Below are 19,573 nucleotides of genomic sequence, written 5' to 3'. Positions count from 1 at the left end.
CAGCCGCACGGTCGGCACCGCCGTAGCGGAGGCGGCTTCGTCGCCGACGGCGATCGTCGGCGCGTCGGCGGGCGCGTCCGCCGAGACGTTGGCGGGCAGGGCCGGGAGCGGGAAGCGGTCCGCGCCGACCAGTCGGACCGGCGCGCCGTCGAGCAGCGCGCGGCTGACGGCGGCGAGGTCGCCGGCGACGGGCACGCCGAGGGTGTCCAGGCCGGGGACGTCGGTCGCGTCGGTGGCCGTGGTCACCACGGCCTGCGCGTCCAGGGCGGCGGCCACCCGCGCGGCGAGCGCGTTCGCGCCGCCCTCGTGGCCGCCGACGAGTGCGACGGCGAAGCGGCGGGCTTCGTCCACGCAGACGACGCCCGGGTCGGTGTGCTTGTCGGAGCCCTCGGCGGCCAGCAGCGGCGCGAGCAGGCGGACGGTGGCGCCCGTGGCGAGGAAGCAGACGAGCTGCTCGCACTCGGCGTAGGCGGCGGGGACGGCTTCGCGGACCGTCCCCCCGTACAGGCGGCAGTCGTCGGCCCCGAGGGCCTCGGCGAGCTGCGCGGCGGCCTGACGGCCTGCGGCGGTGGCGGCGATCAGGCCGATCACGTCTGAACTCCCTGCGAGACGGCGGTTGGTGCGGCGGGGCGGGTGCCCCACAGGACGAAGACGGGGTTGGTCGCGGCGAGCCGGGTGACCTCGCCGGGCAGTGGCGCCAGCCGGTTGGCCTGCAACTGCACGCCCTCGACGGCCAGTCCGGCGTCCAGCAGGGCGCGGCGCGCCTCCGGTACGCGGTCGAGTGCGGCGAGGGTGACCACGACGGTGCGGCGGGCGCGCGCGGCGGCGAGGGCGACGAGCCGGGCGAGGTCCGCGCCGCCGCCGCCGACGAACACGGCGTCGGGGTCCGGCAGTTCGGCCAGCGCCTCGGGCGCGCGGCCGTGCACGACGGCCACGGCGTGCGCGACGCCGTGGGCGGCGGCGTTGGCGCGGATGCGCTCCACGCCGTCGGCGTCGCGTTCGACCGCGACGGCCGCCGCGCCCAGGCGGGCGCACTCGACCGCGACCGAGCCGCTGCCCGCGCCGACGTCCCAGACCAGCTCGCCCAGGCGCGGACCGAGCCTGGCCAGCGCGAAGGCGCGCACCTCGGCCTTGGTGAGCATCGCGTCGCGGTGCGCGAAGGCCTCCTCGGGCAGGGCCCAGCCGCCCTCCGGCGGGCCCTCGTACCCGGCGACGGCGCGCATGGCGTCGGCGACGGGCGGCGCGGTGTCGGCGAGGCTCAGCACGACGTTGACGGCGGGCCAGTCGCGGGCGGCGGCCTCGGCGGGTGTCAGCTCGACGAGGCTCTCGTCCGGTCCGCCGAGGTCGGCGGCGACGACCAGGCGGCGGCGCAGGCCGGGCACGGCGGCGAGGGCGGCGCCGATCTCGGCGGGTCCGGCGCCGGGTGCGGTCAGAACGGCGACCTTGCGCTGCGAGCGGCAGATGTTGAACGCCCGGCGCGGGTCGCGTCCGTGGGCGCTGACGGTGACGGCGTCGTCCCAGGGCACGCCGAGCCGGGCGAAGGCGCGGGCGATGCTGCTGATGCCGGGGCGCACGTCGAGCGCGTCCGCGCCGAAGCGCCGGGCGAGCACGCGCACGATTCCGAAGAAACCGGGGTCTCCGGAGGCGAGCACGACGACGCGCGCGTCCGGGTCCTTCTCGCGCAGCAGGGCGACGGCGTCGAGCGCGGGCGCGAGCGGCCCGAGCGCGAGCGCGCGGTCGGCGGGCACGCGCGCGGCGTCGAGGTGGCGCCGGGCGCCGACGACGAGCGCGGCCTCAGCGACGAGAGCGCTGCTCTCGTCCGTGACCCCTGCTCCGAACTGCGTCTGCCCCAGGACGGTGATCAGCGCGGCGGAACTCCGCCCGGCGGGCGGCGTCTGACGCACCATCGCGGTGCGCGGAGGTTCCGGCTCCCGCAGCTCAGGCATGACCGTGGCCGGAGTCGGCCGCCGCGCTCGCCTCGCCGCCGCCGGCCGCGCCGCTTCCAGCCTCGTTGGCGCCGACAGCCCGCAGCTGCCGGCGTGCCGTGCGGTCCGCCTTGCGGAACGTGTGGAAGTGGCCGGGGTGGTAGAGGTGCGAACGGGTGCCGTGGGCGCCGAGCGCCGGGCCGACCAGGAAGAGCGTGTGCTTCCAGAGCCTGTGCTCCTTGACCGTCGCCTCCAGCGTGGCGACGGTGCAGGTCAGCAGCAGCTCCTCGGGCCAGGTCGCCTGGTAGGCGACCACGACCGGCGTCTCGGGGGCGTAGCCGCCCTCCAGCAGCTCCTCGACCAGCTGCTTGCTGCGGGCCGCGGAGAGGAAGATCGCCATGGTGGTGCCGTGGCACGCGAACTCGCGCACCTCCTCGCCGGGCGGCATGGGCGTCTTGCCGCCGCCGAGGCGCGTGAGGATCACGCTCTGGGCGACCTCCGGAATCGTCAGCTCCCGCTGTGCGAGGGCGGCGACGGCCGAGAAGGAGGAGACGCCGGGGATGATCTCGGTCTCCAGGCCCAGCGTGCGGCAGCGCTCCAACTGCTCCTGCACCGCGCCCCACAGGGACGGGTCGCCGGAGTGGATCCTGGCCACCCGCGTGCCGTCCTGCGCGGCCCGCTCGTAGACCGCGAGGACGTCCTCCATCGGCACGAGGGAGGAGTCGAGGATCTCGGCGCCTTCGCGGGCGTGCTGGAGCACCTCCTCCTGGACCAGGCTCGCGGCCCAGATGACCACGTCCGCCTCGGCGATGGCGCGGGCGGCGCGGAAGGTCAGCAGGTCGGCGGCGCCGGGGCCGGCGCCGACGAAGGTGACCTTGCCCGGCTTCGTCTGCTCGTCGGTCGTCATCGTCACAGCTCTCCCCGTCGTCACAGCTTTCCCCCTCGGCCTTCGCGACGCACCGGGGCGATCAGCGTGGACAGATACGGCAGTTCGGCGGGCAGCGGCGTCCCGGGCGCGCTCAGCCGCTCGGCCTCCAGGCCGAGCGCGGCGCCCCAGACGGCGTCGCCCTCGCGGCCCGACTCCCGCAGCGCGGCGGCGACCTGCTCGGCGAAGCGGCCGAACTTGTAGGCGACGACGGTGCCGGGGCCGGCGAGGGCTTCCTTCAGCACCTCGGCCCCGGCGGTCACGGGCACCAGCGTCAGCGGCTCGGTGCCCTCGGCGAGGACGGTGCCGCTGCGGGCGGCGAGATCCTGCATCGCGGTGATCCCGGGGACGGTCTCCACCGTGAGGCCGGCGACGAGGCCGCGCAGCGTGTGGGCCAGATACGTGAAGGTGGAGTAGACGTTCGGGTCGCCGATGGTCGCGAACGCGACTGTCCGCGCGTCACCCTCCCGGAGCAGCTCGGCCACTCGCGCGCCCGCCGCGTCCCAGGCGGCCTCGCGCCGGGCGCGGTCCTCACGCTCGTTCAGGGCGAACACCACCCGGACGATCTTCGCGGAGTCGGCGTGGTGCAGCACCGTGGCCTCGGCCCGCCCGACCTCGCCGGTGTCCATCACCGGCACGACGACCGCGTCCGCCTCACGCAGCACGCGTACGGCCTTCACGGTGACGAGCTCCGGATCACCCGGGCCCATGCCCACGCCGACCAGGCGCGGGCCAGACGCGCGTTCGCGCACGGCAGCAGTCCTCACTCGGGGGTCCGCGCCCCGGCTCGTGGTGACGGCGGCCAGAGTTCCTGGCTCACGGGGAGAGCGATGCGGCTCCCCGCTGACAGTGGCGGGACCGCGCCGGATTCGCACCGGACTTCCTCGACATTGCCGCCGTGTTCAGTTGTCTCTCAGGTCGTGAAATCCCACCATGGTGCGCGTATGGCAGTCAACCGGACCCGTTGTGTGCTGAGCCACGTCAGGCTGAGCCACGTCCGGCTGAGTTACGTCGGGCTGAGCCACGTCAGGTGGAGTCACATCAAGACGCGGCCCGTGCGGCGACCGCGGCGGCGATCCGGGCGGAGGCGAACTCCGTTCCGCAGACGAACCGCATGAAGGGGCCGAAGCTCGCCGCAGCGGGGAGACCGGTGAACCACAGGCCCGGCGCCGAACTGCCCATACCGGCGTCCAGCGCGGGGAAGCCGCCCAGGACCGCGACGCGGGCGCGCAGTTCGGGGGAGAGGAAGGAGAGCCCGCCGAGATCGACCCGGTAGCCGGTGGCGGCGAGCACGTGGTCGACGGCGAACTCGCGCGTGCCGCCGTCGGACGCCTCCGTCGTGACGACGGCCTGGTCCCCCTCCCGGCGGACGGTGCGCAGCGGGCTGCCGGAGTGAAGGGGCAGGACGCCGTCCGCGCGGGGCCGCAGCCACCAGGCGCCGCTGGGGCCGAGCACCTCCTTGACCAGGCGCAGCCGGACCTGGTCCGGCAGCGACCGGAAGGCCTGCGGATACCGGGCCATGGCCCACAGCGACCAGGCCGGACCCATCGGCGACTCCGGTTGCCAGCGCGGGCCGCTGGCCGGGGCCGCTCCGAAGCGGATCCGGCCGCGGGAGACCACCTCCACCAGCCCGCCCGCCTCGTGCAGCAGCGCCGCGCCTTCGAGCGCGGACTGACCGGCGCCCACGACCAGCACCGAGCGCCCCTTGAGCGCCGCCATGTCGGCGTGCTGGGAGCTGTGGGAGAGGAGTCCCTCGGCGGACGGCCCGTCGGGCGCGAGGACGCGCAGCCGCCCGGGGACGTGCGCGAACCCCGTGAGGCCGCTGGCGACGACGACGGCGGCGCTGGAGAAGACCTCGCCCGAGGACAGTTCGAGGTCGAAGGCGTTGCCGGACGGTTTCTGACGGATGTTCACCACTTGGTCGCGCTCCAGGAACGGGACCAGCTCCTGCTGGAACCACTCGCCGTAGCGGGTGAACAGCTCGACGGGCACCCGGTCGTGGCCGCGCGGGGCGGTCTCGCCGACGGTGCGGCAGTAGTCCGCCAGGCCGTGTCCGCGGCGCGGGGCGGAGAGGTTGGAGGCGTCGGGCGTGGACTTGAGCAGCATGCCGACCGGCATGGTGTCGCGCCAGCTGTGCATCGGGTCGCCGAAGGCGCGCACCGACAGGCCGGCGGCCCGCAGATGGGCCGCGACGGACAGACCGTAGGGACCGGCGCCGATGACGACGACGGTGCGGCGGTGCGGACTGCCGGGCGAGGGAAAGGACATGGAGCAGGCTCCCCTTCATGTGGACGGTCGGGCACGTGGACGGTAGGCACGTGGACGGTCGGGCACGTGGACGGTCGGGCGTGTAGGGCGGTCGGGCAGGTAGGCGGCCGGGCTCAGGCAGCCGGTCAGCCGGAGCGGCGGGCGGCGTGCCGGGCCCGGCGGTCGCGGGTGTCGGCGAGGAACCTGAGGCCGGGCCGGACGGAACGCAGCAGCATCGCGGGGAAGGGCAGCGGGTCGTCCGCGGCCCACCAGCCGAGCTCCCGTTCGGTCCATCGCGAGGCCGGCCACGCGGAGGGCGTCCGGTAGTCCGTCCGCCGGTAGAAAAGGCGCGCCGGAAGATCGATGTTCTCCACGACGATTCGACGTCCGTGGATCTGCGGCGCGGCGGGAATCGGACGCCCGGTCAGATGCAGGTGCAGGGCGCGCACGAGATCGACCCTGGCCTCGGTTTCGAAGAGCCGGAACTGCGCGCCGATCCGCGGATTGAAATCCAGGAGTTTGTAGCGGCCGTCGCGACGGTCGAATCTCCAGTCGAGATCGCACGCGCCCGCGAATCCGATCTCCTTGCAGAAGTCGGCGGACGCCTGGGCGAGTTCCTCGTTGGGCGTGGTCACCGCCATCGCCGTCATTCCGGCGTGCGGCGGCCAGGAGCGGACTTTCACCGCGGTGAAGGGAACTCTGGCGTCCTCCTCGGCGCTGGTGTGCAGGTGCACGATCCAGTCCTCGGCGTCGGCGCGGGGCAGGTACTCCTGGAGGACCACGCCCGGCTGGTCGCCCCACGCGTCGGCGAGCGCCACCAGCTCCTCGGGCGAGTCGATCCGGGTGGTGCCGGGCACGGCCGGGTGGGAGCGGCGGGTGAACGGGTCGCGGTTCTTCGCCACCAGCGGATAGGTCGCGGCGGAGGCGAAGGCGAGCACCTCGGCCCGGCTCCGCGGGGCCGCGGTGCGGGCCGTGCCGACGCCGTGGCGCAGGCACAGCTCGTGCAGGCCCTGTTTACTGGCCAGAGCTCTGACCAGGCCCTTCGGTGTCCGAGGGAAGAGGAACCGGCCGTCGAGCCCGTCCTGGTGCTCGGCCACCAGGACCGCCGCCTCCTCGTCGGTCGGGATGAGCAGCGCGGGCCGGCCGATGCGGTCGCCGATCCGCAGCAGGCCCTGCAACAGCTCCTCGTCGGGCTCCGCCCCGGTGGTGGGCCACGGGTGCGCCCGCCGGGTGTAGCGCGAGACCGCGGCCGGGGTGAGCCGGTCCTCGGTCACGGCGTGGACGGGGATGCCGAGGCGGCCGAGCGAACGGATCGCGCCAACTCCGCCGTGATGGACCGGATAGTGGCCGAATTTGAGTACGAGAGCGGGAACGCCGATGTCCGGCGCCAAAGGCCGAAGACCCACAAGTCCCCCCCGGGATACGGCAACGGCGCCTTTTCGGCGCCGGATCCGAATCGCAAGGTACCCCCCGTCTTCCGGCGTTCACAAGGGACTCCGGCTGAGGTGCGGGGCGCATGGGCGGCGCACGTGGGGCGCTCGGTGAACGGGGCGGTCACGGGTGGTTCATGGGGCTGGTGTCAATCGATTTCGCGGCACAGGCGGATGATTGCGATCCGATTGTGACGCTTCTGTTTTGGGTCGACCCCGGCCGGTCGCGCGGTGGATTGCGCCGGACTGCTTTCGCCGAACGGCGGCCCCCGTTACCGTGCTGGAGGCGGCGCGGGCCGAAAGGACCGGGGGAGCCGCCAGGGGGCAGGGATTCGCTTACGCACCTTCATGGCACCGAGCCGTGCCGTGTGGGGGGACCGGGGTGCATCAGTCATGGAAGCAGCAACACACCAGCACAGCCGAACGGCGCTGCAGCGAGACGGTCCGGGCCGCGGTCGGGGCGCCCGGCGGGTCGGTCAGCCTCGTGGTGCCGGCCAGGAACGAGGCCGCCAACATCGCCTGGGTCCTCAGCCGGATCCCGGACTGCGTCGACGAGGTGATCCTGGTGGACGGGGAGTCCAGCGACGACACGGCCGGGCGCGCCCGCGCCTGCCTGCCCTCCCTGCGGGTCGTGCCGCAGAGCGGGCCGGGCAAGGGCAACGCGCTGCGCACCGGCTTCCTCAACGCCAAGGGCGACTACATCATCATGATCGACGCGGACGGCAGCATGTCGCCCCGTGAGATCCCGCGCTACGTGCACTTCCTGGAGAACGGCTACGACGTCGTCAAGGGCTCCCGGTTCACCGGCGGCGGGGGCTCGCTGGACATCACCACGCTGCGCCGCAGCGGCAACCGGGCGCTGCTGGCCCTCACCAACCTGCTCTACCAGGCGTCGTTGACCGACCTCTGCTACGGCTACGTCGGCTTCCGCCGCGACGCGCTGGCCCGCCTGGACCTGCGCTCCTCCGGGTTCGAGATCGAGACGGAGATGGTCTGCCGGGCCCTGCTGGAGGGCCTTCGGGTCGCCGAGGTGCCGACCCTGGAACTGCCGCGCCGGACCGGGCAGTCCAACTTGCGCACCTTCCGCGACGGTCAGCGGGTGCTGCGCACGCTGCTGCGCGAGCGCGCGGCGGGCGCGTCGAGCGGCGGTGCGCGTGCTGACGGCGGTGCGCCTGTCGACGGGGGTGCGCGTGCCCTCGGAGGTGCGCGCGCCGCGGGCGGTGCGCCCGGTGGGTGGAGGCACGGCGATGGCTGAGGCCGGCGCGGACACGTGGACGCTGCCCGACACCCGCGCGTCGGCGCTCGTGCGCCGGGTCGTCGACGCCGCCGACCGGGACGACGCGGCGGTCGCCTTCGCGGCCGCCGCGGCACTGGCCCAGCTGACGGCCGACCGGCTCCAGGGGGCGCGCCACCGTCTGCGCCTCCAGCCCGGGGCGCCGCTTGCCGTGCGCGCCGGGGTGCGCGCGGTGCAGGCCGGTCAGGAGCGGATGGCACGCGGTGCGGCGCTGGTGCGCGGCCGGTTCGGGCTGGAGCAGTGGCATGTGACGGTCCGCGACCTGACGAACGTGCTCGCCGAGGCCGTGCTGGTCGAGGACCGGGAGGAGCGGGCCTCGGTGCTGGCCGGATTCCGCGGCGCGCTCGCGCCGCTGCGCGGCGGAGTGCCCGCGCCACCGGCCCGGTGGCTGGCCGAGGGACGGGCGGCGCCCTCGTGGTGCTTCAGCCGCCTCGGCCTGCGCCCGGTCGACTGCGTGACGCTGGCCGGCCGCTTCGCCCAGGCGCACCCGGACCGAGACCGGGTCCTGCTCGTCGTCGGTCTGCGCCCCGAGGGCTCCTACCTGGCCCCGCTGGTCGCCGCGGCACTCACGGCGCTGGACTACCGCCACGTCGTCTGCCGCAGCGTCCGCGCGGACGGCCCGCTGCTGCCGGAGGAGCCCCGACTGATCGAGAGCGTCCGCAGGATCGGTGGTGTGGCGCTGCTCTGTTCCGGACCGCCGCGCACGGGCGGGGCGATCGGCCGGGTCGCCGCGCGACTGGTCACCGCCGGCTTCGCGCCGGACCGGGTGCTCCCGGTCTACCCCTCGCTCGCCCGCTCCGACGCGGCCCGCGTCCCGGCCCCGCTGCGCCCGTTCCCGTCCGTGGTCCTCTCCGCCGAGGAGTGGCACGCGCACCGTGCGCGTACCACGGGACGCGGCCGGACCGACGCCCTGACGGGCGAAGCGGGGTGACCCCCGCGATGCCAGCCCAGCCGAACAGCCCTGAGCCCAACAGCCCTGGGCCCGGCGGCCTGGACTCCGACAGCCCCGAGCTCAACGGCGCTGAGTCCAACGGCCCTGAGCTCTACGGCCCCGAGGCGAGTCGCCCCGAGGCGGACGACCTCGAAGCGCAGCCCAGGCCGCCGTCCGCCGAACGGGAGGACCGCCGGGCGAGCACGCACGAGGTGCGGCCGGCGTCCGGCGTGCGCCCGATCGTCGTCGGCGCGGTGCTGGGGGTGAACGCTGTCGCGGCGGGTTTCAGCGCGGCGGGGGTGCGCAGTCAGCCCGTCCCCGCGCTGGCGCTGCTCTTCCTGCTCGCCGGACCGGGCGCGGCCCTCGGGTGGGCCCTTCCCGGCCAGACACTCCGGCTGCGGCTGCTGGTCGGGATCTTCGGCGGTCTCGTCGTCGACACGCTGATCGCCCAGACGATGCTCTCGCTGCGCCTGTGGTCGCCGCGCGGCGGCGCGCTCGGCGCGCTGGCGGTGACGGCCGCGCTGCTGTGCTGCGGGGCGTTCGCCGTCAGGCGGCGTCGTTCCGCGCCCCGGGCCGTCCCTGATCCACGACCGACCGAATCCTGAACCGTCGCTACCGGGGAGACCTGCCCGCTCATGACCGTCGCGTCCACGTCCACCGAGCCTCGTCGACCCGCCGCAGCGCACACCGCGTCCGTGGTCATCTGCGTCTACACCGAGGACCGCTGGCAGCAGCTCTGCGCCGCGGTCGACTCCGCCTGCGGGCAGACCCTCACGCCCCTCGACGTCCTGGTGGTCGTCGACCACAACGCGGACCTGCTCGCCAGACTGCGCGAGCGGCACCGCGGCGATCCGCTCGTCCGCGTGCTGCCCAACGCTCACGGAAAGGGGCTGTCGGGCGGGCGCAACACCGGCGCGCAGCAGGCACGGGGCGAGATCGTGGCGTTTCTGGACGACGACGCGATGGCCGAGCCGGACTGGCTCGCCGTGCTCACCGCGGGCTACGACGACCCGGAGGTCATGGGGGTCGGCGGCCGCACCCTGCCGGTGTGGGCGTCCGGGCGGCGGCCGGGCTGGTATCCGGAGGAGTTCGACTGGGTGCACGGGGCCAGCTACCGGGGGATGCCCGTCGGACAGGCCCGGGTGCGCAACGTGCTCGGCGGGAACGCCTCGTTCCGGCGCAGCGCCTTCGCCGTCGCCGGGGGCTTCCCGGCCGGCATCGGGCGCGGCGTCGGCGGGGGGACCGGCGCGGGCGCGGGCGGCGGGGAGGAGACGGAGCTCTGCATCCGCATCCAGCAGGCCCGTCCCGAGGCGCGGTTCTGCTACGACGACCGCGCGGTGATCCACCACCAGGTCTCCCACGAGCGGGAACGCTTCCGCTATCTGTGCCGCCGCAGCTGGGCCGAGGGGCTCTCCAAGGCGCGGGTCACCGAACGGGTCGGCGCGGCGGACGGTCTGGCCACCGAGCGGGCCTACGTGCGCCGGGTCCTGCCCGCCGGGATCGTACGGGGGCTGGTGGACGCCCTGCGCGGTCGGCCGGAGGGCCTGGGACGCGCGGCCGCCATCGGCGCGGGCGCGCTGATCACGGCCGCGGGCTACGCCGAGGGGCTGCGCCGGCGCAGGGCCGCGCAAGGCCGGAGGAGAGCATGAGCTACGACCGAACGCCGACACCACCGACATCGGTAGCCCCAACGCCCGTACCGCGAACGCCCGTACCGCGAACGCCCGTGCCCTCAACGCCCGTGCCCCCAACGCCCGTACCGCGAGGGGCGCGGGCCGCCGTGCCGGTACTGATGTACCACTCGGTGCGCGCCGACCCGCCGCCCGCCACCCACGCGCTCTCGGTGCACCCCGACCGGTTCGCCGCCCAGTTGGACGCCCTGGTCGAACTCGGGCTCACCCCCGTCCCGTTCGGTGCGCTGGTGGCGCACTGGCGCGGGGTCGCCGACCTGCCGGCCCGGCCCGTCGTGCTGACCTTCGACGACGGGTACGCCGACTTCCACACCGAGGTGCTGCCCAGGCTCGTCGAACGGGAGCTGACCGCCAGCCTCTTCGTGACCACCGGCTGGCTCGCCGACGCGGGGCCCGCCGACCGCGCCGGGAGTCCCCTGGACGCGACCCTGTCCTGGACGCAGCTCAAGGAGATCGAGGCCGCCGGCATCGAGACCGGAGGACACAGCCACAGCCACGCCGCGCTGGACGCCGTCCGCCCTGCCGTGCTCGGCGACGAACTGGCCCGCTGCCGCGACCTGCTGGAGGACCGCCTCGGTCGGCCGGAGCAGGTCTTCTGCTACCCGTTCGGCTACTCCGACGCCCGCGTCCGCGCGGCGGTCCGCACAAGCGGCTGGACCGGGGCCTGCGCCGTCGCCAACACGCTCGCCCGCGTGGACCAAGGCCCGTACGGGCTGGCGCGGCTGACGATCCGTCGACGCACGGACCTGCCGACGTTCCGCCGGTTGGTCGCGGGCGTCGGCGTGACCCGCCACTACCTGGCCGACCGCGCGCTGACCAAGGGCTACGCCGTCGTCCGGCGCACCCGCGCGTCGCTGTCCGCGAGGCCCATGCTGTCCGCGAAGCCCACGCTGTCCGCGGGGCCCACGCCGTCCCCGAGGCCCACCCCGACGCGGGAGCAGGACCGGCCGTGACCACCACCACCGCGCAGGGCGCGGCCACCGGGCAGCCCGACCCGTCGGAGGCGGGCCGCTCCGACGACCGGGCCCCGCTGTTCCGCAACGGCTACGCGCTGATGCTCAACACCGTGGTCTCCGGCGGCCTCGGGCTCGGCTACTGGTGGCTCGCCGCCCTGCACTACACCAAGACGGACATGGGGCAGGGCTCGGCCGCGATCGCCGCCATGAAACTCCTGGCCAGCCTCACCGCGCTCGGCTTCACCGGCGCGCTGGCCCGCTTCGTGCCGGTCGCGGGACGCAGCACCGGCCGCCTGCTGGCCCGCGCCTACGTCCTCAACGCGCTGGCCTCGACGGTCATCGCGGCGCTCTTCCTGGCCGCGCTGCCGCTGTGGGGCACGCACTACGACTTCCTGCGCGGCTGGCTGCGCGGGGGCGGCTTCCTGCTCGCCGTGCTGGCCTGGTCCTGGCTGACGCTCCAGGACGGGGTGCTGATCGGGCTGCGGTCGGCCGTGTGGGTGCCGGTCGGGAACCTGTCCTTCTCCGTGGGCAAGGCGGTGCTGCTGGTGCTGCTCGCCGGGGCGATCCCGGCCAGCGGCGTCTTCGTCTCCTGGGTCGCGGCCATCGCCCTGTCGGTGGTGCCGCTCGGCCTGCTGATCGTGCACCGGCTGGTGCCGCGTCAGATCGCCGCCGCCGAGCCGGCGACGCAGCCGCCGAGCGCACGGCAGATCGGACGCTTCATCGCCGGGGACTACACCGGCTCGTTGTTCAACCTGCTGGTCACCTTCTTCGTCCCGGTGCTGGTGGCGGCGCGGGTCACCGCGGACCAGAACGCCGTCTACTACATCATCAACACCATCGGCGGCACGCTGGACCTGCTGGCGGTCAACATGGCGGCCTCGCTCACCGTCGAGTCCGCGCGGCAGCCCGCCCTCCTCGGCGCCAACACGCGTGGTGCACTGGCCCGGATGGCGTGGGTGACGCTGCCGTGCTTCGCCGTGCTCGGCGCGGCGGCGGCGCCGATCCTCGACGTCTTCGGCCCCGGCTACGCCGCGGCCGGGGCCCCGCTGCTGCGCTGGCTCGCGGCCGCGGGCTTCACCCGGGTGATCGTCGAGGTCTACTTCGGCACGCTGCGCGCCCGCAGCCGCACCCGGCAGGTCGCCCTGCTCCAAGGGCTCATGTGCGCGCTGGTGCTCAGCCTGTCGCTGGTGCTGATGCCGCGCATGGGCATCGCCGGCGTCGGTCTCGCGGTGCTGCTCAGCCAGTCCACGGTCGCGCTCTGCGTCCTGCCCGGCCTGGTGCGGGTGCTGCGCGGCCGCGCCGACCCGCCGACCGGCGCGACCCCCGAGGCCCCCGAGGCCCCCGCGGCCCACGCGGGCCCGGCGGCCGCCGCGGGCCCCCGGCCCACGACCGTCGAGGGAGCGTCGTGACCGCACCGCCCGTCACCCGGGACCGCGCGACGCCCCTTCCTGCCGCGCCCGCGCCCCGCGTCCGGATCAGCCGGCGCGGGGTCGCGCTGTGGTCGGCGGCCCTGGTCGCGCTCGCCGCCTACCTGTGGGCGCTGACCCGGGTCACCCCGGCCGCCCTGGACCGGATGAACGGGCTCGGGCTGGTCTCGGCGCTCCCACCGGTCGCCCTGGTCGCGGCGTGCGCGCTCGGCGTGCTGTTCTTCCTGGCGCTGAACTCCGCCGCGGTGCGACCGGGGCTCCAGCTGTTCCTGCTGTTGGCGGCCGTCTTCACGCTCCACGGCGCGGCCGCGCTGGTCGAGCCGGTGCCGCGGTTCCCGACCGCCTACCAGCACCTCGGGTTCGTCGACTACATCGAGCGCACCGGCCACACCCTCCCGCTCTGGGACGCGCGCTTCAGCTGGCCGGGCTTCTTCGGGCTGGCCGCGCTGCTGCTGCGCACCGGCGGCGTCGACGACCCGCTGCCGGTGCTGCGCTGGAGCGAGGTCGGCTCCCAACTGCTGTGCCTGGCGGCGCTCGCGGTGCTGCTGCGCTCGCTGGGCCTGCCGCGGCGGACGCGCTGGTGCGCGCTGTGGTTCTTCGTGGTGGCCTCCTGGGTGGGCCAGGACTACTTCTCACCGCAGGCGTTCACCTACGCGCTCTATCTCGCCTTCCTGGCCGTGCTGCTGACCGCCTTCCCGGCCCCGGCGGGGACGCGGCCACGCGAGGGCGGTCGTCTCGAACGAGCACTGCTGCTGGGCCTGTTGACGGCCCTGTTCCTGGCCGCCGTCACCGCACACCAGTTGACGCCCTTCGTGATGATCGCGGCGGTCGGGGCGCTGCGCCTCGCCCGCCGCACCACGCTCAGCCTCTGGTTCGCCGTGCTGCTGGCGGTGTTGGCCGTCGGCTGGATCAGCCTGGCGGCGGAGGGCTTCTGGTCGGGCCACCTCGACACCATCTTCGGCGGCCTCGGGCAGCTCGGCGGGAACGTCAGCAGCGGCGTCGCGGCCCGGGTGAAGGGCGACCCGGCGCACCAGGCCGTGCTCTACCTGCGCGTGCTGCTCAGCGGTGCCTGGTTCGGCCTCGCCGTGCTCGGCTGGTGGCGCCGCAGACGCGCCGGCCACGGCGAACGGGCGCTGCTGGTCCTGGCGTTCACGCCCTTCCTCACCCTCGGCATGCAGAGCTACGGCGGCGAGATCGCGTTGCGGGTCTTCCTGTTCGCGCTGCCCGGCGTCGCGGCGCTCGCCGCCTGCTTCTTCTACCCCGACGAGTGGCGGCCGCTCCCGGGACGGTCGACGTCACGGTCGATGTCCCGGGCAATGCCGCGGTCGACGTCCCGGTCGACGTCGCGGGTGATGTCGACGCTGGCCGTCGGCTGGGCCGTGGTCGCCGTCGCTGGGTTCGGCGTCGCCCGGTACGGCAACGAGCAGTTCGAGCGGGTCACCGGCGGCGAGACCACCGCGCTGGGCTGGGTCTACCAGCACGACCACCCCAGCGCGCGGGTGCTCTACCTCGGCCCGGTCGGGAACCCGACCACCACGCCCGCCATCCCGTGGAACGAGCGCGGCATGGACTCCATCGCGTACGTCGGCGCGGCGGCCCCCGTCGACCCTGCCGACGTCGGGTCGCTGGAGGCCGCGCTCCAGGCGGCGGGACCGCAGAGCTACCTCATCGTCACCAGCACCGAGGGAGCCGACCTCACCGCGAACGACGGCTACGCGCCCGACTGGTACGCCCGCGCCCGCGCCGCGCTCGACGCGGACCCGCGCCTGGTCCCCGTCGTCAGCGCGCCCGACGCGGCCCTCTACCGCCTGGCCGTTCCGCCGCCCGGCGCGGTGGCGACGGACATCGGCATCGGCCCCGTCGGCCCGCTCGTCCACTGGACCGGCTGGACGATCGCGGAGGCGGCCCTGCTCGCGGTCCTGGCGCCGCTGCTGCTCTGGTACGAGGCGGCCCGCCTGCGCGCTCAGGCGGCGCTCGCCCGGCGCGCGCGGTGGGCGCGGTGGGCGTTCCCGCTGCTGGGAGGAGGGCTCGTCGCGGCGTTCGTGGTGGCGGTGCTGGAACGCTTCCTCACCCTGCGGTAGCGCCGGGACCGGCGACAGCGGCTGCGCCCCCGGGGTCGAACCACACGATGCCGTACGGGCCGAGGGTGAACGCCCGGCCGCCGACGGTCGTGCGGACGGTCTGCGCGGTGGTGTTGACGGCGACGCCGCGCGCCGCCTGGGCCAGCACCAGCACACGCGGGTCCGCCGCCCGCAGCGGCACCAACGGGGTTGCCGGCGGGAACCAGCGGGCGAACCCCCGGAGCAGCGTGAGGGGCGGCAACTGCGCTCCCGTGCTGCTCCACAGGCAGCCGGGACAGTCCGAGCCCCCCGTCTCCGGGTTCCAGTAGAACGCGGCGGAGACGTGCCCCTTTGCGAGCGCGATCATCCCGGCGGCGAGCACCGCGTCGCGCTCCGGCTCCGACCAGCCCGAGCCGGCAGGCTCCACGTACCACTCCGCCCACCACAGCGGCAGCGGGGTGCGCGCCCGGATCCACCGGCTGACGTCGGTGAACTTCGCCGTGGCGGCGAACGGGTCCGTCACCGACCGGGCGTCGCGGGGCACGGTCGAGCCGTCGACGGCGACGAAGTCGGCCCCGGCCTTGTGCCGGAGCCAGTAGTCGAACGCGGTGACCACCCGCTCGTCCAGCGTGCCCCAACCGCCGCTCACCGACGAGCCGTCGCCTCCCGGGGGAGAGGAGAAGCTGTCCATCGGCAGGTAGGGGCCGCCGACCTCGATGCCGGGGCGCACCGCCTTCAGGGCGCGGTACACGTCGTTGTAGAGCGCGGTGTACGCGGCCGCGTCCCACTGGTCCGCGCCGTTGTCGAAGAAGCCCTTGAACTCGTTCCACACGACGAAGTCGTGCACCTGCGGATACCGGCGGGCGACGGTCGCCGCGAGTGCGGCGAAGTCCGCGTCGTGGGCGAGGGAGGGCGCGGTCTCCAACCGCGACCAGTCGGTGGCGCCGGGTTTGCCGCCCTTCATCCAGTCCGGCGCGCAGCAGAGCGTGATGATCGGCGTGCCGCCGCTGCGGGTGATGAGCGCGACGCGCGCGTCCAGCCGGGAGAAGTCGTACACCCCGGGGGAGGGTTCGGGGTTGTCGGCGCCCCACCCCATCAGCGCCTGCACCTGCGGCAGCGGGGTCTGTGCGATGAGCCGCTGGGCCGCGGGGTCGTCGTCGGCGCTGTACTGGGTGTGCGTGAACCCCCACCCGGGCGCGGTCGCGTCCGCGCCCCCCGCCCCACCCCGGCCGGGCAGCAGGGCCGCGGGCCCCCACAGCAGCGCCAGCAGGCACCCCAGCACCGCCAGCCCCACCCCGCCAACCGCACCGCGCCTCCGGCGCCACCCGGTGTGCTCCCCCACACGGTCCATGAAAGCACGTCACTCGTGCGTCCCGGCCAGGTCGGGCGGGGAAGTTCATCCGCCTCGCCGGGGCGCTCAGTCGCGGATGTCGCCGTCCACGTAGACCCATGCGCCGTGGTCGCGGCGGAAGCGGCTGTGCTCGTGGAGGGCGCCGGTGGCCCTGCCCTCGCGGTAGTGGGCGCGGAACTCGACCGTGCCCTGCTGGTGGAAGGGGCCGCCCTCGGTGGTGGTGAGGATCTCCAGGCGCTCCCAGCGCAGCTTCGGGTCGAAGTCGAGGGCCGGAGGGCGGGTCTCCGGGGCCCAGGTGCGCAGGAGGTAGGGGGCGTCGTGGCGGGCGAAGGCCGAGAAGCGGGAGCGCATGAGCTGCTCGGCCGTCGGGGCCTGGGCGGTGCCGGCGTGGAAGGGGCCGCAGCAGGAGGCGTAGGGCCGGCCGGTGCCGCAGGGACAGGGCGCGGTGGTGCGGGTGGTCATGGCGTCATTGTGCCGCGTGGGCGCCGGCGTGCCGGACGAGGCGGAGGGCGACGGACGGGGCGGCCGTCCAGTGCAGGTGGAGGTAGGAGGCGTGGAGGGACGGGGAGGTGAAGCCCTCCGTGGTCGGCCTGCCGTCGTGGGTGCGCCAGCCCCAGGCGGGGGAGGGGCCGGAGCCGGGGGTGGTGCGGGTGCGGTGGAACTCGTGGCCCGGGAGGCGGAGGCCGGCCGGGGCGAGGGGGCTGTCGGCGAGGGCGACGGCCTCGCGGTAGCCGAGGGTCAGGCGGGAGGACATCTCCGCCTCGGCGTCGAGGACGCCGCACATGGGTCGGCCGTCGAGCGTGCGGCAGAGGTAGAGCAGACCGGCGCACTCCGCCGCGATCGGTGCTCCCGAGGCCGCGAGAGCGGTGATCTCGTCGCGGAGCACCCGGTTCGCGGAGAGTTCGGAGGCGTACACCTCAGGGAAGCCGCCGCCGATGACCAGCGCGGAGGTGTGCTCGGGCAGCTTCTCGTCATGGAGCGGGTCGAAGGTGACGACGTCCGCGCCCGCCGCCGTCAGCAGCTCCGCGTTCTCGGCGTAGGAGAAGGAGAAGGCGGCACCGCCCGCAAGCGCGATCACCGGTCGCGTCTGTGACGGGGCGTCGGAATCGAGAGCACCGCTCCCGAGAGCGGCGATCTCCTCGGCGGGATCCCACGGAACATCGGGCAGCGCGGGGGCGCTCCGGGCCAGCGCCAGCACCGCGTCCAGGTCCACCCCCGCCGCGACCAGCTCGCCCATCTCGCGGACCGCCGTCAGCGCCGCCGCGTCCCGCTCGACCGCCGGCACGAGCCCCAGGTGCCGTGACGGCGTCGCCACCGCGTCGGAGCGCCGCAGCGCGCCCAGCACCGGCACGCCGCCGCCCTCCTCCAGCGCCTCGCGCAGCAGCGCCTCGTGACGGTCGGAGGCGACCCGGTTGAGGATCACCCCGCCGAGGCGCACCTGCGGGTCCCAGGAGGCGAAGCCGTGCACCAGCGCCGCCACCGACCGGCTCTGCGAGGAGCCGTCCACCACCAGCACCACCGGCGCCCGCAGCAGCTTCGCGACGTGCGCCGTCGAGGCCAGCTCGCCCCGCCCGGCCGCGCCGTCGAACAGGCCCATGACGCCCTCGACCACCGAGACGTCGGCTCCGGCCGAGCCGTGCAGGAACAGCGGGGCCACGCGCCTCGGACCGCTGAGGAAGGCGTCCAGGTTCCGGCCCGGACGGCCCGTCGCCAGCGCGTGGTAGCCCGGGTCGATGTAGTCCGGCCCGACCTTGTGCGGCGAGACCCGCAGCCCGCGCGCCGCGAGAGCGGCCATCAGGCCGGTCGCCACGGTCGTCTTGCCCGTGCCCGAGGCGGGCGCGGCCAGGACGACGCGCGGCACGGCCGCTACCACTCGATGCCCCGCTGCCCCTTGCGGCCGGCGTCCATCGGGTGCTTGACCTTGGTCATCTCCGTCACCAGGTCGGAGGCCGCGACGAGCTTCTCCGGCGCATGGCGGCCGGTGATGACGACGTGCTGCGAGCCGGGCCGGTCCGCCAGCACCTCCAGGACCTCGTCCACGTCGATCCAGCCCCAGTGCAGGGGGTAGGTGAACTCGTCCAGCACGTAGAAGCGGTAGGTCTCGGCGGCCAGGTCGCGCTTGACCTGCTCCCAGCCCTCGCGCGCCGCGTCCTCGGACTCGGCGATCTCGCGCTGGACCCAGGACCAGCCCTCGCCCATCTTGTGCCAGGCGACGGTGCCGCCCTCGCCGCTCGCGCCCAGCACCTTCAGCGCGTGCTCCTCGCCCACCTTCCACTTGGCGGACTTGACGAACTGGAACACCCCGATCGGCCAGCCCTGGTTCCAGGCGCGCAGCGCCATCCCGAACGCGGCGGTCGACTTGCCCTTGCCGGCGCCGGTGTGGACGGCCAGCACGGGCAGGGTACGGCGCTGCCGGGTGGTCAGGCCGTCGTCGGGAACGCTGGTCGGCTGTCCCTGGGGCATCGCTACGCCGCCTTCCTCTGCATCGTCTTCTGCGTTGTCATCGTCTGGACCAGCGCGGTCATCGTGTCCGCGCGCAGCTCGTCCAGCCGGACGGCGGGGGCCTGGAGGTGACCTGCCAGCTCGCCCGCGAGGCCCAGCCGCACCGGCCCGCTCTCGCAGTCCACCACGACGCTCGCCGCCCCGGACGCGGCCAGCAGTCCGGCGGCGCGTCGCGCGTCGTCCAGCGCGGAGCGGGAGCCGGTCGCCCGGCCGTCGGTCACCAGCACGACGAGCGGGCGGCGCAGCGGGTCGCGCAGCCGCTCGACGCGCAGCGTCTCGTGGGCGCGCAGCAGACCGGCCGCCAGCGGCGTCCTGCCGCCCGTCGGCAGCAGCTCCAGCCGCGCCGCGCCCGCCTCGACGGACGACGTCGGCGGCAGCAGCAGCTCCGCCGAGGAGCCCCGGAAGGAGATCATCCCGATCTTGTCGCGGCGCTGGTAGGCGTCCATCAGCAGCGACAGCACCGCACCCTTGACCGCCGACATCCGCTGCCGCGCGGCCATCGACCCGGAGGCGTCGACGACGAACAGCACGAGGTTGCCCTCGCGCCCCTCCCGCACCTGCTGGCGGAAGTCGTCGCGGCGCAGCACCAGGGCCCGCCCGCTGCGGCCGCGCGCGAGCTGGTGCGGCGCGGCGGCCTGCAGCGTCGCGGCCAGGTGCAGGCGTTGCAGCGCGCCCGTCGGGCGCGCGGCGCGGATGGTGTGGCCGCCGTCCGTCTCGGCGCGGGAGCGGCGTCCCTGGACGCCCTGACCGGTGCCGGGGACCTTGAACAGCCGGGTCCGGTACGGCTGGTCGGCCGCGACGGGCGCCGCCTCGCGTGGCGCGGGCGCGCCCGTG

16 protein-coding genes, 2 pseudogenes and 1 riboswitch are annotated in these 19,573 nt (G+C 75.0%); of the genes and pseudogenes, 7 read left to right on the top strand and 11 right to left on the bottom strand.

The annotated features are described in order from the left end of the window. The 6 genes and pseudogenes from TR50_RS47855 to TR50_RS03415 all read right to left on the bottom strand — a co-directional run. Window positions 1–591, bottom strand: a pseudogene (locus TR50_RS47855) (precorrin-3B C(17)-methyltransferase); the annotation flags it as partial. After that, window positions 588–1,865 (bottom strand): bifunctional cobalt-precorrin-7 (C(5))-methyltransferase/cobalt-precorrin-6B (C(15))-methyltransferase, encoded by a 1,278-nt coding sequence (locus TR50_RS03435; RefSeq protein ID WP_042414503.1) that lies wholly within the window; start codon window positions 1,863–1,865, stop codon window positions 588–590. The gene TR50_RS03435 and the pseudogene TR50_RS47855, both read right to left, overlap by 4 nt. Window positions 1,866–2,010: 145 nt before the next feature. Further along, window positions 2,011–2,832, bottom strand: a pseudogene (gene cobM / locus TR50_RS03430) (precorrin-4 C(11)-methyltransferase); the annotation flags it as partial. A 20-nt stretch (window positions 2,833–2,852) separates the two neighbouring features. Then, window positions 2,853–3,602, bottom strand: a complete 750-nt coding sequence (gene cobI, locus TR50_RS03425; protein ID WP_269084776.1) for a precorrin-2 C(20)-methyltransferase — start codon at window positions 3,600–3,602, stop codon at window positions 2,853–2,855. Between the two features lie 31 nt (window positions 3,603–3,633). Continuing rightward, window positions 3,634–3,763, bottom strand: a riboswitch (cobalamin riboswitch). A 128-nt stretch (window positions 3,764–3,891) separates the two neighbouring features. Continuing rightward, on the bottom strand, window positions 3,892–5,118 hold the full coding sequence (locus TR50_RS03420) for an FAD-dependent oxidoreductase (protein ID WP_042413749.1): 1,227 nt from the start codon (window positions 5,116–5,118) through the stop codon (window positions 3,892–3,894). A 125-nt stretch (window positions 5,119–5,243) separates the two neighbouring features. After that, a complete protein-coding gene (locus TR50_RS03415) occupies window positions 5,244–6,488 on the bottom strand; it encodes a carboxylate--amine ligase (RefSeq protein WP_236654243.1) in 1,245 nt (414 codons plus the stop codon). 421 nt (window positions 6,489–6,909) lie between these two features. Here TR50_RS03415 and TR50_RS03410 point away from each other — a divergent pair, with 421 nt between their 5' ends. From TR50_RS03410 to TR50_RS03380, 7 genes are all read left to right on the top strand, one after another. Then, on the top strand, window positions 6,910–7,782 hold the full coding sequence (locus tag TR50_RS03410; RefSeq protein ID WP_201776781.1) for a glycosyltransferase family 2 protein: 873 nt from the start codon (window positions 6,910–6,912) through the stop codon (window positions 7,780–7,782). Further along, window positions 7,775–8,752, top strand: a complete 978-nt coding sequence (locus TR50_RS03405; RefSeq protein ID WP_152648231.1) for a hypothetical protein — start codon at window positions 7,775–7,777, stop codon at window positions 8,750–8,752. Before TR50_RS03410 ends, TR50_RS03405 begins: the two co-directional genes overlap by 8 nt. A gap of 8 nt (window positions 8,753–8,760) precedes the next feature. Continuing rightward, the gene (locus tag TR50_RS42260) at window positions 8,761–9,357 is read left to right on the top strand and encodes a hypothetical protein (protein ID WP_152648230.1); all 597 of its coding nucleotides are present in this window, start codon (window positions 8,761–8,763) and stop codon (window positions 9,355–9,357) included. Between the two features lie 30 nt (window positions 9,358–9,387). Further along, window positions 9,388–10,401 (top strand): glycosyltransferase family 2 protein, encoded by a 1,014-nt coding sequence (locus TR50_RS03395; protein ID WP_042413739.1) that lies wholly within the window; start codon window positions 9,388–9,390, stop codon window positions 10,399–10,401. A 131-nt stretch (window positions 10,402–10,532) separates the two neighbouring features. Beyond that, on the top strand, window positions 10,533–11,396 hold the full coding sequence (locus tag TR50_RS03390) for a polysaccharide deacetylase family protein (protein WP_236654242.1): 864 nt from the start codon (window positions 10,533–10,535) through the stop codon (window positions 11,394–11,396). Next, the gene (locus TR50_RS03385) at window positions 11,393–12,808 is read left to right on the top strand and encodes a lipopolysaccharide biosynthesis protein (RefSeq protein ID WP_063774981.1); all 1,416 of its coding nucleotides are present in this window, start codon (window positions 11,393–11,395) and stop codon (window positions 12,806–12,808) included. Before TR50_RS03390 ends, TR50_RS03385 begins: the two co-directional genes overlap by 4 nt. Continuing rightward, window positions 12,805–14,907, top strand: a complete 2,103-nt coding sequence (locus TR50_RS03380; protein ID WP_052440653.1) for a hypothetical protein — start codon at window positions 12,805–12,807, stop codon at window positions 14,905–14,907. The genes TR50_RS03385 and TR50_RS03380 overlap by 4 nt, the downstream gene beginning before the upstream one ends. Here TR50_RS03380 and TR50_RS03375 read toward each other — a convergent pair. The 5 genes from TR50_RS03375 to TR50_RS03355 all read right to left on the bottom strand — a co-directional run. Then, window positions 14,894–16,237, bottom strand: a complete 1,344-nt coding sequence (locus TR50_RS03375) for a glycoside hydrolase family protein (protein WP_042413735.1) — start codon at window positions 16,235–16,237, stop codon at window positions 14,894–14,896. The two genes, TR50_RS03380 and TR50_RS03375, sit on opposite strands and share 14 nt — an antisense overlap. A 66-nt stretch (window positions 16,238–16,303) precedes the next feature. Further along, window positions 16,304–16,699 carry a YchJ family protein gene (locus TR50_RS03370; protein WP_042413732.1) on the bottom strand — a complete coding sequence of 132 codons (396 nt, stop codon included), beginning with the start codon at window positions 16,697–16,699 and terminating at the stop codon, window positions 16,304–16,306. Between the two features lie 4 nt (window positions 16,700–16,703). Further along, complete coding sequence (locus TR50_RS03365; RefSeq protein WP_439654193.1) at window positions 16,704–18,098, bottom strand: cobyrinic acid a,c-diamide synthase CobB; 1,395 nt, start codon at window positions 18,096–18,098, stop codon at window positions 16,704–16,706. A 5-nt stretch (window positions 18,099–18,103) separates the two neighbouring features. After that, window positions 18,104–18,700: a cob(I)yrinic acid a,c-diamide adenosyltransferase gene (cobO, locus tag TR50_RS03360; RefSeq protein WP_042413725.1), complete on the bottom strand. Its 597-nt coding sequence runs from the start codon at window positions 18,698–18,700 to the stop codon at window positions 18,104–18,106. Window positions 18,701–18,702: 2 nt separating this feature from the next. Then, window positions 18,703–19,573, bottom strand: an 871-nt coding sequence (locus TR50_RS03355; protein WP_042413722.1) for a vWA domain-containing protein, incomplete at its 5' end; no start/stop codon positions are given.

Source organism: Streptacidiphilus anmyonensis, from assembly GCF_000787855.1.
GTDB classification, from domain to species: Bacteria; Actinomycetota; Actinomycetes; order Streptomycetales; family Streptomycetaceae; genus Streptacidiphilus; species Streptacidiphilus anmyonensis.
The sequence above is the reverse complement of the archived record's forward strand: the minus strand, read 5'-3'. Positions and strand labels throughout refer to the sequence as shown.

Bases quoted from the DNA above. Each gene is read 5' to 3' on its own strand.
- TR50_RS03420 (WP_042413749.1), bottom strand. From the start codon at position 5,118: ATGTCCTTTCCCTCGCCCGGCAGTCCGCACCGCCGCACCGTCGTCGTC.
- TR50_RS03405 (WP_152648231.1), top strand. From the start codon at position 7,775: ATGGCTGAGGCCGGCGCGGACACGTGGACGCTGCCCGACACCCGCGCG.
- TR50_RS42260 (WP_152648230.1), top strand. From the start codon at position 8,761: ATGCCAGCCCAGCCGAACAGCCCTGAGCCCAACAGCCCTGGGCCCGGC.
- TR50_RS03395 (WP_042413739.1), top strand. From the start codon at position 9,388: ATGACCGTCGCGTCCACGTCCACCGAGCCTCGTCGACCCGCCGCAGCG.
- TR50_RS03375 (WP_042413735.1), bottom strand. From the start codon at position 16,237: ATGGACCGTGTGGGGGAGCACACCGGGTGGCGCCGGAGGCGCGGTGCG.
- TR50_RS03370 (WP_042413732.1), bottom strand. From the start codon at position 16,699: ATGACCACCCGCACCACCGCGCCCTGTCCCTGCGGCACCGGCCGGCCC.
- cobO (WP_042413725.1), bottom strand. From the start codon at position 18,700: ATGCCCCAGGGACAGCCGACCAGCGTTCCCGACGACGGCCTGACCACC.